Origin of the sequence: Neorhizobium sp. AL 9.2.2, assembly GCF_013317225.1 — a bacterium.
GTDB classification, from domain to species: domain Bacteria; phylum Pseudomonadota; class Alphaproteobacteria; order Rhizobiales; family Rhizobiaceae; genus Neorhizobium; species Neorhizobium soli.
Genome location: NZ_JAALXU010000003.1, coordinates 70033 through 82629, shown reverse-complemented (window position 1 = coordinate 82629; position 12597 = coordinate 70033). Strand labels below are relative to the sequence as shown.

13 protein-coding genes are annotated in these 12597 nt (G+C 61.6%); 4 read left to right on the top strand and 9 right to left on the bottom strand.

The genetic code is table 11. The annotated features are described in order from the left end of the window. Positions 1-53: 53 nt before the first annotated feature. Positions 54-539: a MaoC family dehydratase gene (locus G6K99_RS06960; protein ID WP_062461045.1), complete on the top strand. Its 486-nt coding sequence runs from the start codon at positions 54-56 to the stop codon at positions 537-539. A gap of 27 nt (positions 540-566) precedes the next feature. Here G6K99_RS06960 and G6K99_RS06955 read toward each other — a convergent pair whose 3' ends face one another. From G6K99_RS06955 to G6K99_RS06930, 6 genes are all read right to left on the bottom strand, one after another. Then, positions 567-887: a hypothetical protein gene (locus G6K99_RS06955; protein WP_174196110.1), complete on the bottom strand. Its 321-nt coding sequence runs from the start codon at positions 885-887 to the stop codon at positions 567-569. A 75-nt stretch (positions 888-962) separates the two neighbouring features. After that, positions 963-1517 carry a sarcosine oxidase subunit gamma gene (locus G6K99_RS06950; RefSeq protein WP_174196109.1) on the bottom strand — a complete coding sequence of 185 codons (555 nt, stop codon included), beginning with the start codon at positions 1515-1517 and terminating at the stop codon, positions 963-965. Beyond that, positions 1510-4485 carry a sarcosine oxidase subunit alpha gene (locus G6K99_RS06945; protein ID WP_174196108.1) on the bottom strand — a complete coding sequence of 992 codons (2976 nt, stop codon included), beginning with the start codon at positions 4483-4485 and terminating at the stop codon, positions 1510-1512. Before G6K99_RS06945 ends, G6K99_RS06950 begins: the two co-directional genes overlap by 8 nt. Next, complete coding sequence (locus G6K99_RS06940; protein WP_174196107.1) at positions 4482-4838, bottom strand: sarcosine oxidase subunit delta; 357 nt, start codon at positions 4836-4838, stop codon at positions 4482-4484. Before G6K99_RS06940 ends, G6K99_RS06945 begins: the two co-directional genes overlap by 4 nt. Before the next feature lie 19 nt (positions 4839-4857). Further along, entirely contained in the window at positions 4858-6111 is a 1254-nt protein-coding gene (locus tag G6K99_RS06935) for a sarcosine oxidase subunit beta family protein (protein WP_174196106.1), read from the bottom strand. 299 nt (positions 6112-6410) lie between these two features. Beyond that, a complete protein-coding gene (locus G6K99_RS06930) occupies positions 6411-7385 on the bottom strand; it encodes a zinc-binding dehydrogenase (RefSeq protein ID WP_174196105.1) in 975 nt (324 codons plus the stop codon). A gap of 310 nt (positions 7386-7695) precedes the next feature. On the opposite strand from G6K99_RS06930, the gene rpsU reads away from it, so the two are divergent. The 3 genes from rpsU to G6K99_RS06915 all read left to right on the top strand — a co-directional run bounded on the left by rpsU (position 7696) and on the right by G6K99_RS06915 (position 10076). Continuing rightward, positions 7696-7944 (top strand): 30S ribosomal protein S21, encoded by a 249-nt coding sequence (gene rpsU, locus G6K99_RS06925; protein WP_062461068.1) that lies wholly within the window; start codon positions 7696-7698, stop codon positions 7942-7944. A 135-nt stretch (positions 7945-8079) separates the two neighbouring features. Beyond that, positions 8080-8967, top strand: coding sequence for a tetratricopeptide repeat protein (locus G6K99_RS06920; RefSeq protein ID WP_082476443.1), 888 nt, complete (start codon positions 8080-8082; stop codon positions 8965-8967). A gap of 14 nt (positions 8968-8981) precedes the next feature. Further along, positions 8982-10076, top strand: a complete 1095-nt coding sequence (locus G6K99_RS06915) for an FAD-binding oxidoreductase (RefSeq protein ID WP_174196104.1) — start codon at positions 8982-8984, stop codon at positions 10074-10076. A 6-nt stretch (positions 10077-10082) separates the two neighbouring features. On the opposite strand, the gene G6K99_RS06910 is transcribed toward G6K99_RS06915, so the two are convergent. The 3 genes from G6K99_RS06910 to G6K99_RS06900 all read right to left on the bottom strand — a co-directional run bounded on the left by G6K99_RS06910 (position 10083) and on the right by G6K99_RS06900 (position 12482). Next, positions 10083-11105 (bottom strand): LLM class flavin-dependent oxidoreductase, encoded by a 1023-nt coding sequence (locus tag G6K99_RS06910; RefSeq protein WP_062461071.1) that lies wholly within the window; start codon positions 11103-11105, stop codon positions 10083-10085. Between the two features lie 222 nt (positions 11106-11327). Then, positions 11328-11552 (bottom strand): aa3-type cytochrome c oxidase subunit IV, encoded by a 225-nt coding sequence (locus G6K99_RS06905; protein WP_062582159.1) that lies wholly within the window; start codon positions 11550-11552, stop codon positions 11328-11330. A gap of 171 nt (positions 11553-11723) precedes the next feature. After that, complete coding sequence (locus tag G6K99_RS06900; protein WP_180215465.1) at positions 11724-12482, bottom strand: hypothetical protein; 759 nt, start codon at positions 12480-12482, stop codon at positions 11724-11726. Positions 12483-12597: the final 115 nt, after the last annotated feature.

Sequence of the window (12597 nt, the reverse complement as noted above, 5' to 3'; positions counted from 1 at the left end):
AGTCCTTCAAAGCCTGTAAGAGTCCGCATCACAACCAACGGAAAGAGCAGCGCATGCGTGAAATTTCCCTCGCCGATGTTGCAGGACTGGTCGGTCAGGAACTGGGTGTTTCCGACTGGATTACCGTCAACCAGACAATGATCGACCAGTTCGCCGATGCGACGCTCGATCATCAGTTTATCCACGTGGATCCAGAGCGCGCCAAGGCCGAAAGCCCATTCGGCGGCACCATCGCCCACGGCTTTCTGTCGCTGTCGCTGCTGTCGGCCATGAACTACGAGACCATGCCGAAAATCCGCGAACAGACGATGGGGATCAACTACGGGTTCGACAAGGTCCGCTTCATGTCGCCCGTCAAGAGTGGCGCGCGGGTCCGCGGCCACTTCACGCTGGCCGACAGCCGATTCCGCGGCGCCGGCATGCTGATGACCACCTACGAGGTTTCGATCGAGATCGAGAACGAGAAAAAGCCGGCACTGACCGCCACCTGGATCACCATCGTCCAGTTCGACCCGAAGGATCGGCCGGAAGACGCCTGAGTTACCTCCCGTTCATCTCCTGTCGCGTCATCCCAATTCCAGAATCAGCAACCCGATGAGCGGCGGCAAGGCGGCACCGATGAGAAGGGGCGCCGTCCGGGATGCCGTCAGCCCCAGCGCAGAACCGGAAACCCCGGCCGCGATCAACCCGGCGATCGGCATCGACAGACTGCGGTCGATCCCCGGCACGAGCGAAGCCAGTAGCGCCGCAATGACCGCTACTCCGCCGACCAGAATGCCCTTCCACAGTTCGACACCGGACAACTTCGCCGCTACCGCGCCCCCGGCGATGGCGGCAGCGATCCCGAGCAAGACCCACTGAATATCCGGCCAACCAGCGTCCACCATAAAAAACCCTCCCATTCTGCAATGGGAGGGTGCGGTATTGTCGAACCCAATTCAAGTCAGGCGATGGTCGAAGAGCTAGAGCGCAGCGTCTTTCGCGCCCTCCGAGAGAAGGCCGAAGGCGTAGTCGGAAAACGACCGCCAGACTTCCATCCGGAACGCCTCCTCGGCCGTGCGCAGAAGCACCACTTCCACCTTGCCAAACAGCGTGCGCGAGCAGGCACCGACCGGAAAGACTGAAAGCGACAGATCCTGCGGGCAACCCGTGTTGATCGCGGCCTCCGCACCCGGACCCGAAATCAGGATCGCGGTGTTGCGGTGAGACACGTCGGTCGCGGAATGCAGCACACCGGAATTGGCGGCAGCGGTCATCAGGCCGCTTTCGCTTTCGTCGATCACCAGCCACTCGTCCGGTCCGAGCCACAGCGCGGTGCGGCCGTTGGCGGATGCGGACGTCTTCGGCCTTGTCGGCAGATCGACGCCGAGCGAGCCTGAAAGTGCTGAGACATCCTCAGCCTTCGCCCGCAGCGAGATGCGGCCGGCCGGAGCTGCCGGTTCAAGCCGGACGACGGAAGATCCGCCGTGAAAACCGGTCATCGGGAGTACGCGCTGAGGTATTGCAAAATCAGCCATTGATGCGGCCTCCTTCCTTGTCGAAGAACACCATGTCGGTCACTTCCACCGAAATCGTCCTGTCCGCCATCGGCACGTAGAGCGTGCTTCCCATCTTCGCCCGACCGCCGGCAACCAGCGCGATCGCGATCGATCGGCCGAGAGTTTCCGACCAGTAGGACGAGGTCACATGACCGAGCATGGTCATCGGCTTTGGCTGGTTTGGATCGGCAACGATCTGCGCGCCCTCTTCCAGCACATCCGTCGGATCCTTGGTGAACAGGCCGACCAGCTGCTTGCGTCCCTCGCGCACGAGGTCCGGACGCTTCAACCCTCTGATGCCGACAAAATCGGTCTTCTTCTTCGAGACGGCCCAGCCATAGCCGGAATCGTCAGGCGTGACCGTGCCGTCCGTATCCTGGCCGACGATGATATAGCCCTTTTCGGCGCGAAGAACGTGCATGGTTTCCGTGCCGTAGAGGCAGGCCCCCATCGATTGCGCCCGCTCCCAGATCGCTTTCCACACGGCCGCCCCGAAATCGGCGGGCACGTTGACCTCGAACCCGAGCTCGCCGGTAAACGACATGCGGAACAACCGCCCCGGAACGCCCATGATCGTGCACTCGGCAACGCTCATATGCGGGAAGGCTTCGTTGGCAATATCGAGCCCCTCGATGAAAGGCGCGATGATCTCGCGTGCCTTCGGACCCTGAACCGCAATCACTGCCCATTGTTCGGTGGTCGATGTCAGCCAGACGTTGAGATGAGGAAATTCCGTCTGCAGATAGTCTTCCATATGCTGCAGCACCCGCGGCGCACCGCCGGTCGTGGTCGTCACATGGAAACGGTCTTCCGCCAGACGCCCGACGACACCGTCGTCATAGATGAACCCGTCTTCCCTTGTCATGATGCCGTAACGGCTCTTGCCGGGTTTCAGCGTATCCCAGGCATTGGTGTAGAGCAGGTTGAGAAATTTCGCCGCATCCGTGCCAACCACCTCGATCTTGCCGAGCGTCGAGGCATCGAACACGCCGCCGACATCACGCACGGTTCTGCACTCGCGGTTGACGGCTGCGTGCATGTCTTCGCCGCGCTTTGGAAAATACCAGGCGCGCTTCCAGTTGCCCACATCCTCGAACTCGGCGCCCTCAGCCGCTTCGAGCGCATGCATCGGCGTCTTGCGGGCCGGATCGAACAGGTCGCCGCGCGAATGGGCGATCAGCGTGCCGTAGGTGACAGGCGTGTATGGCGCACGGAACGTGGTGAGACCCACCTGCGGGATTGGCCGGTCGAGCATTTCCGACGCGATGGCGAGGCCATGCATGTTGGAAAGCTTGCCCTGGTCGGACGCCATGCCATTGGTGGTAAAGCGCTTGATATGCTCGATCGAATGCATGCCCTCGCGCACCGCAAGACGGATGTCCTTGGCGGTCACGTCATGCTGGAAATCGACGAAGGCCTTGACCGCATCATCAGGTCCCGCCCCTTCGGCCGCCCCGATCATGCCGCCGGTCCATTCGAACCGGTTTTCGCCCGAGACAACAGCTGTACCGCCGCCTGCGGCAATCGCCTCGTCGATCAGATCGGCCAGATCGTCGGTTCCGTTGCAGGCCCCGACCGAGATGCAGTTCTGGGCGTAGATATCCGGCAGGAACCGCTGGTTTGCCTCGTCGAACCGCAGTTTTCCGCGAGACTGCGAGAACAGATGCACTGACGGAGTCCAGCCTGCCGAGATGAGCAGCGCGTCAACCTTGATCTTGCGCGCATTGGCGCCGCCATTGCGGGTGACGGTGATGGAGTTGATCCGCAGCCGGCCGGACGTGTCGGTCACGGCATGGCCTGTCAGCACGTCGATCCCGAGCGCACGGGCCTCGGCAAGCACACCATCGCCCGGATGGCTGCGGCTGTCGACGATCGCAGCGATCGACACACCCGCCCGCTTCAGGTCGAACGCCGCCTCATAGGCGCTGTCATGCGCGGTATAGACGCCGACATTGCGGCCGACGGCAACGCCGTGATGGTTGAGGAAGCTGCGCGCGGCAGACGCCAGCATGATGCCCGGCCGGTCGTTGTTGGCAAACACCATATGCCGTTCGATCGACCCGGTCGCCAGCACGACCTTTTTCGCACGCACCTGCCAGAGACGCTCACGCGGCAGGTCCCTGCCCGGAAGCGCGACATGGTCGGTCACCCGCTCCACAAGGCCGAGGAAACCGTGATTGTAATAGCCAAACACAGTGGTGCGGGTGAGCACCGTGACATTGGGCATCGCCTTCAGCTTTGCAGCCATGGCCTGTGCCCAGTCGAAACCGTTCTGGCCGTCGATCACCGTGGAACTGTTGAAATGCAGCGCACCGCCGACTTCCGGCTGTTCGTCGACGAGAATGACCTTTTTGCCCGTCGCCGCCGCCGAAAGTGCCGCCGTCAGGCCGGCGACACCGGCGCCTGCAATCAACACGTCGCAATGCACGTAGCGGCTGGCATAATGATCGGGATCCGCTTCCTTCGGCGCTTCGCCCAGACCCGCAGCGCGACGGATGATCGGCTCATAGAGTTTGTGCCAGGCTTCCCGCGGCCACATGAAGGTCTTGTAGTAGAAACCTGCGGCAAAGAACGGCGACAGCATGTCGTTGAACGCGCCGATATCGTATTTAAGCGACGGCCAGCGGTTCTGCGAGGCGATCTTTGCGCCATCGAACACTTCCTGCACCGTGGCGCGCACATTCGGCTGACGGCGAGCGGCATCGCGCGACACGTCGAGCAGCGCATTCGGCTCTTCCGGACCTGATGTCAGGATGCCGCGCGGGCGGTGGTATTTGAACGAGCGGCCGAGCAGATGCACGCCATGCGCCAGAAGCGCTGACGCGACCGTATCGCCCTCCAGCGCCGTGTAACTTTTGCCGTCGAAGGTGAAGCGCGCGGTGCGGGCCGGCGTATGACGGCCGGCGCCCTTGATGCGGAATTCGCCCGAGTTGGAGGAAGAACTCATCTTGCGTCTCCTTCCGTAGCTTCCCAGGTTTCGACGGTCTTTTCCTCGGCAATCGCCGCCGCCTTGCTTGCAACCGGGATCGGCTGTTTCGGCAGGCCCGCCTTGTAGGTCATCAGGAACCTGTCGCTCACCGTATCGCGGGCCGCGTTGAAGAAGCGGCCGCAGCCGTGAATATGCCTCCACCGTTCATAGGTGAGACCCTTCTCGTTGTTGCGCAGGAAGAAGAACTCCGCGAACTCCTCGTCGGAAATTGACGCGATATTCTCCGGCCGGGCAATATGCGCCTCGCCGGCCCAGCGAAATTCCAGTTCCGAGCGATCTTCTTCGCAATAGGGGCAGTGGATCAAAAGCATCTGGTCTATCCCCTCACTATCAGTGCGCGACGGCAGCGGCTGCCGCCTCGTCGATCAGGCGGCCCGTGCGGAACCGGTCGAGATTGAGACCCGACGCCAGTTTATGCGGTTCGCCCTTAGCGATCAGATGCGCAAACAGGTTAGCCGAGCCGGGCGTCGCCTTAAAGCCGCCGGTTCCCCAGCCGCAATTGACGAACAGTCCAGGAACCGGCGTGACACCCTGGATCGGCGACCTGTCCGGCGTGTTGTCGGTAATGCCGCCCCACTGCCGCATCATCTTGACCCTGCGGAAGATCGGAAACAGTTCGCAGATCGCATCAAGCGTATGGGTGATGATCTGCAGGCCGCCGGTCTGCGAGTATGAATTATACTGGTCGGTGCCGGCGCCGATCACCAGCTCGCCCTTGTCGGACTGCGAGATATAGGCATGAACCGTGTTCGACATGACGACGCAGGGGAAAATGGGTTTCAGCGGTTCCGACACCAGCGCCTGCAGCGGGTTGGAATGCAGGGGCACGCGAACGCCCGCCATCTCCATCACGACCGAGGAATGACCGGCCGCCGACACGCCGATCTTGTTGGCACCGATAAAGCCCTTGGAGGTCTCGACCCCCTGGACCTCGCCACCCGGTCCGCGGCGGATGCCGGTGACCTCGCAGTTCTGGATGATATGGACGCCGCGATCGGCTGCCGCGCGCGCATAGCCCCAGGCAACGGCATCGTGGCGGGCCGTGCCGCCGCGGCGCTGCAGGGCAGCACCATTGATGGCGTAGCGTGCCGTCTTCGAAATATCGAGAACGGGCACGAAGGCCTTGGCCTGCTCCGGCGTCAGCCATTCGTTGTCGATGCCGTAGAGCCTGTTGGCGTTGATGTGACGCTTGAACGACTGCTGGTCATGAATGTTGTGCGACAACATCATCACGCCGCGCGGCGAATACATGACGTTGTAGTTGAGCTCCTGGCTCAGGCCTTCCCACAGCTTGAGGGAATGCTCATAGATGTCCATGCTCTCTTCATAGAGATAGTTGGAGCGGATGATGGTCGTGTTGCGGCCGGTATTGCCGCCGCCGAGCCAGCCCTTCTCGATCACCGCGATATTGGTGATGCCGTGTTCCTTGGCGAGATAATAGGCGGCACCCAGACCATGACCGCCGGCACCGACGATGATCACGTCGTAAGAGCTGCGCGGCTCGGGAGAGGTCCACTGCGCCTCCCATCCCTTGTGGGCGCGCAGTGCCTCGCGGGCTATGGCGAAAACCGAATATTTGCGCATGAGGCCGCTTCTCCTTGATCCGCCGGTAAGGCTCTTGGGTAGAACCATACCCATCGCAAATCAATATGCGCCGCAATGGCCGTTTTGCGACGCCTCAGAGGATTGTTTCGACACGCGCGGAAAACAGGCCCGGGAACCTCGGACGAAAGGCCCGGCCGACGTTCATGTGACGACGGCGGAGGGAAGATGGGGTCGTGACGTTAGAGCGACCGGCGGTCAACGCGGCCACAGGCTTCCTGTGAAATTTGGACAGACAGAAACCGGGGAAAGTTTCCCCGGTTTGTCATCGAGAGGCAAAATCAGGCCCGGAGCAGCACCTTGCCGGTGCGGCCGTGCTCGCCGGCTGCCTTGGCCGCCTTGGCGATGTCATCGAGACCAAAGACCTCGGAGACGGTGAGGGTCACGGTGCCGTTGGCGACGGCCTCGACGATCTCGCTGATATGGCTCTTCATCTTTTCCGCAGGAAGCTTGGGCGCGATCTTGGCGAGCCAGAAACCCTTGACCACAGCCTGCTTGAAAATCATGTCGCTGGCTGAAAGCTGCATCGGCGTTCCCGACATGAGTCCGAACGAGATCAGCAGGCCGTTTTCGCCAAGCACCGACAGCAGGTCTCCGGAGGCCGGGCCGCCGACGCCATCGACCCCCGCCTTGATCGAGGATCCGCCCGAGAGCGCATTGACCGTCTCGCGCCATCCGGTCTGCGACGTCGAGACGACATTCTGGATGCCGAGATCCGCCAGTTCGCGCACCGCCTCGTCACGTCGGACGAGGTTGATGACATTGATCTGACGCGGCTTGGCAAACATCGCGAGCGTCTTGCCGACCGCACCATTGGCCGCGTTCTGGATGATCCAGTCACCTTTTTCGACACCCGCAAAATCGAGCAGTGTCAGGGCGCTGAGCGGCATCGAGATCAGCTGCGCGCCGGCCTCATCGGAAATCGAATCGGGAAGCGGCACGGCCGCCATGGCCGACGCGATATAATACTCCGCCCAGGTGCCCTGCCCTGAGGCCGCCACACGCTGCCCGACCTTCAGGTGCGAGACACCCTCGCCCAGCGCATCAACGACACCGGTTCCTTCGGTGCCGGCGACGGCGGGCAGGTCGGGCTTGTAGCCGTAATCGCCGGAAACCGTCAGAAGATCGTGATTGTGGATCGCCGCCATCGACATGCGGATCCGGATCTGGCCGGGGCCGGGCTGCGGAATTGGGCGATCCTCGATCGACAGGACGGAAGACGGATCGCCGAAACTGGAATGAATGGCACTACGCATGAGATTTCTCCGTTCGGTCCCGCGTGGCTCAGCAGGACAAGGCTTGGGCCGGTTGGGAACAGGTTCCCGCATGGGCGCAAATCGACTATGGCTTGGTGGCGGATATAGGACATCGCTGGGCTGATATAACCCCGCGCGGAGCAGCGGCTGTAAAATTCTTGAGAAGCCCGCAGCCGCGGGTAGACTTTTGACATCTCCTCTGTTAAGTGCCTTCACCAATCGCTTCGGCTATCCGCCGGGCTCCGACATTCTCTCGCCTCGAATCCTGCAGATTCCCTGGCGATAACAAACCAAAGGAACGGGATTTCACGTGCAGGTACTTGTCCGGGACAACAACGTTGATCAGGCTCTTCGCGCTCTCAAGAAGAAGATGCAGCGCGAAGGCATTTTCCGTGAAATGAAGATGCGTGATTACTACGAAAAGCCTTCGGAAAAGCGCGCCCGCGAAAAGGCTGAAGCCGTTCGCCGCGTCCGCAAGCTGGCCCGCAAGCGCATGCAGCGCGAAGGTCTTCTTCCGGCAACGCCGCGCCCGGCAACCGCCCGTCCGGCTGCTCGTTGATCGGTCGTTTTTTCGACGTTTTCATGTGATTATGAGCGGTGGCGACATGGGCGCCGCCGCTTTTTTGATTCGGAACAGTCGACATTCCGACACGTTCTGCCGATCCTGACAGCCCGATACGAGGACAAGCGCCTGATGGCCGCCAAGACTGCCGTTTTTTCCGATGGAACCCGAAACTCCGGCCATTCCTTGACCGTCGCCCCAATTCGCAAGGCCCTCGCTCCGATCGGTATCGTGGCAGTGCTCGCGCTGGCCGGCTGCTCGACGACCACGTCGACGGACATGATCAGCGTCGATCGCGCCCAGGGGTCGGAACAGAACATCTCGTCCCTGTCCTCCGTCATCAGCTCCAACCCGTCTGATCCGGAAGGCTACAACATTCGCGGGTCGGCCTACGGCCGCGCCGGCGAATTCAAGCGGGCGCTGGACGATTTCAATCGCGCGCTCCAGATCAATCCGCAGTTCTACCAGGCCTATGCGAACCGGGCGCTCGTCTATCGCAACATGGGCAAGCCTGTCGAAGCCGCGAACGATTACAACCGCGCGCTCCAGATCAATGCCAATTACGACGTCGCCCTGATCGGCCGCGGCAATATCTATCGCCAGGCCGGCCGCCTCAACGAAGCCTTCAGTGACTTCAACAAGGCCATCGATCTCGATACGACCGATGGTCGCGCTTACCACAACCGCGGCCTGATCTATCAGGCCCGCAATCAGCACGCGCAGGCGATCGACGACTTCTCCAAGGCGATCTCGCTCTCCTCCAGCTCGGCCGAGCCTTATAACGGTCGCGGTATTTCCTATCTCGCCATGAACGACGACGAGAATGCGTTTGCCGACTTCAACCGCGCTATCGAGCTGAACGACAAGCTCGCCGAATCCTGGGCCAACCAGGCACTGGTGTATGAGCATCGCGGCGACCGTGCCCGCGCCAACCGTTCGTTCTCGCATGCCGTCCGTCTGGACCCGAACTACAAGCCGGCCCAGGACGGCGCGGCACGTACGCGCGGCGGCAATAGCTAAGCGGAGCCATGACGATGCAGCAGTCCGGTCGCCATGATATCATCGTCATCGGCGGCGGGATTGTCGGCGCCTCGATTGCCTGGCACCTCACAGTGTCAGGCGCCAAAGTCCATCTTCTCTTTGAAAAACCAGGCGGCATAGCGACGCCGAATTCCTTCGCCTGGATCAACGCCAGCTGGGGCAATCCGCGCGCCTATTTCGACCTGCGCATGCGCTCCATCGCCGAATGGAAACGCCTTGCGAAGGACGTCCCCACCCTGCCCCTATCTTTCGCGGGCGGCCTATGCTGGGACATGTCGCAGGCTGACTTGACGACCTACGCCAGCCAGCATTCCGGCTGGGGCTACGATATCGCTGAGGTCGATGCCGTCAGGATTGCCGCCATCGAACCGGCCTTGAACGACGTGCCTAACACCGCGCTTTACGCCGCGATGGAGGGTGTAGCCGAGCCGCAGGCGAGCGCCGAGATCCTCATCGCAGACGCCCAAAGACGCGGCATGCTTCTCACCGAAGGCATCCGGGTCACTGCCCTCAGGCGCGATGGCGAAGGCCATGTTGCAACTGTGGTCACCGACAGCGGCGAATTCACAGCCCGTGAAATCGTGCTCGCCGCCGGCGCCGGCACCACGACCCTTGCCGCTTCTGTCGGAATAGACGTTCCGGTCGACACACCACCGGGTCTCCTCGTCCACTCGACGCCGGTCGCACCGATCCTCAACGGCCTTGTCATTGCGCCGGAACTGCATGTCCGGCAAACCGCCGAGGGTCGGCTCGTCGCCGGGACCGATTTCGGCGGCATGGATCCGGGTACCGATCCGGATGGCGCGGCGGAAGAGCTGTTCGGCAAACTGAAGCGGTTCGTCAAAGGCGGCGACAGCCTGGTCATGGACTTCTACACCGTCGGTTATCGCCCCACGCCAAAGGACGGCTTTCCGATCATCGGACGTGCCGAAGATCAGACCGGTCAAACCCTCACCGGCCTCTACATTGCCGTCACCCATTCGGGCATCACGCTCGCTCCGGCGATCGGCCTGTTCGCCGCCACCGAAATCCTGGAAGGGGCGCAAGAACCGCTTCTCGCCCCCTACCGTCTGTCGCGCTTTAGCTGACAGCCCTCAGCGCCAGCCGAGCGCTGGCGCCACATGCTTCAGGATCGACTCGATGACATGGGCATTATAGTCGACGCCGAGCTGGTTCGGCACGGTCAGAAGCAGCGTATCGGCCTCGGCAATGCCCTCATCCTGGCGCAGCTCCTCGATCAGGGCTTCCGGTTCTGCCGCATAGGAACGACCAAAGATCGCCCGCGTGCTGTCGTCGATATATCCGACCGAGTCCTGCTCCTTGCCGCCGCGGCCGAAATAGGCCCGGTCGCGATCGTCCGTCAGCGCGAAGATTGAGCGGCTGACCGATACCCGCGGTTCGCGCTGATGGCCGGCCGCTTTCCAGGCGTCGCGATAGGCGCGGATCTGCTTTGCCTGCTGGATGTGGAAAGGCTCGCCCGTCTCGTCGTTCTTCAGGGTCGAGCTCTGCAGATGCATGCCCTTCCCGGCCGCCCAGACTGCCGTTGCATCGGAGCTTGCGCCCCACCAGATGCGGTCTCGCAGCCCTTCCGAATGCGGCTCCAGACGCAGCATGCCCGGCGGGTTCGGAAACATCGGGCGCGGGTTGGGTTTGGCAAAACCCTCGCCCTTCAGCACGTCGAGAAAGACTTCGGCGTGGCGGCGGCCCATATCGGCATCCGTCATCCCCTCGCCCGGTTCGTAGCCAAAATAGCGCCAGCCTTCGATCACCTGTTCCGGCGAACCGCGGCTGATGCCGAGCTGCAGGCGTCCTTTCGAAATCAGATCCGCGGATCCCGCGTCCTCCGCCATGTAGAGGGGGTTTTCATAGCGCATATCGATGACGCCGGTGCCGATCTCGATCTTCGACGTGCGCGCACCGACGGCGGCCAGAAGCGGAAACGGCGAAGCCAGCTGGCGGGCGAAATGGTGAACGCGGAAATAGGCGCCGTCGGCACCGAGTTCTTCGGCAGCGACGGCAAGATCGATCGACTGCAACAGCACGTCGCCCGCAGAGCGCGTCTGCGATTGTGGCGACGGCGTCCAGTGGCCGAATGATAGGAAACCGATTTTCTTCATAATAGGGCTCCGGCAATATGCGCATGAGAAGAGGTGTTGCCCCCTACATGGCATGCCGGAGCAGCATCCGTTAGGGCCCTGCCGCGAATTGGGCGCAGACGGATTGTTCGCAGATTGCGAACGAGTGTTGTGAAGATGGAATGAAATAGCGTCTGGAGTACCTGTCGGCAGGGTCGCGCGGGTGCAACGTCACACCCGCGCTCCGACAGAAACAGATCCGGCTTAGCGCAGCAGGAAGACGCCAGCGATATTCAGGATGATGAAAACGATGAGGCCGCCGAGAAGTCCGGCGCCGCCGAAGAAGCCGGCCGCCATGGCGATCATCAGAACGACGGTAGACATCGTGCCCCATTTTGCAGCGGCCAGAAAACCCTCGTAGGTTTTCTCGTGCTCGCGATAATCCATGGGAGCACCGGTCTCCATAGGTCCGCTCTGGTGATTGTCCATCATCGATCTCCTTCAATGCCGCGCCCACGAGCCGATCACGGCGGGGTGGCGCGGTAGCCTCCTCCTCGCTCTTCGAATCCTTGGCAGATCACCGAAAAGCGCCTCTCGATCCAGATTACACACACCGCTTCAAAGCGCAATCGCGCCACGCCGCGGCTGGTGCTTTAACACCTACTCGGCGAACGCCATTTCCTGAGAGGTCGGCCTTCCCGCGATCCTCGCGGTCGGCAGAACGGTGAGTGGCGGACTGTCGAACTGCGCTTCGTTGCCGAACATCATCCGCCGTTCATAGGCCTCCGACCGGAACAACGGGAACCGCCGCATCAACTGCGGCCTTACCTCCTTGACGCGTGACGCAAGAAGCGTGAGCTCGAAGCCGTAGATGCCGGCCATCGTTGGCGGCACGACGATATCCGCCAGGAAGATGCGCTTGTAGAACGAGGCATGCGGCGGGCGGATATGCTGCAACACCCGGTCGGCATCGAAATGGATCGCAGCCATGATGCTGGGCCGCAGCGTGATATAAGGGATCGTCGGCAATTCGGCGACGACAGCCGGATCGACCGCAAACCGGGCCGGGTCGATCAGCGTCATCCCGGCATCGAGGAAAGCGTGGACCGCATCGGGAAACACGCCTGTCGACTGGCACACACGATGGTCAGGCGTCACGTAATGGACGCGGATCGTCGCGATGAGTTCTTCGTAATGATGAATGCCGAAGACATAGGCGTTGCGGTCGAAATCGATCTCATCGAGCATGTCCACCGCACCGACGGGGAGAACATCCTGCGCCTTGTAGGCTTTGTATCTTAATCTGGCGATATCTTCGAAATCTTCGGCGCTCTGAATGCGGCGGTATTCGATGTGGTCGAGGGATGCGAGGAGCTTTTCGGAAAATGGTGCTTCAGGAACAGATTGCTTTATCGGCATGTGAATTATCCATGGGACGTTAACCCAGGATTAACCGTGAACTGAGCCTTGATCGCAATCGCCGAAATTATGTTTAACAAACTTTAAACAGAAATAGTTAACCGCCAACGGTAAC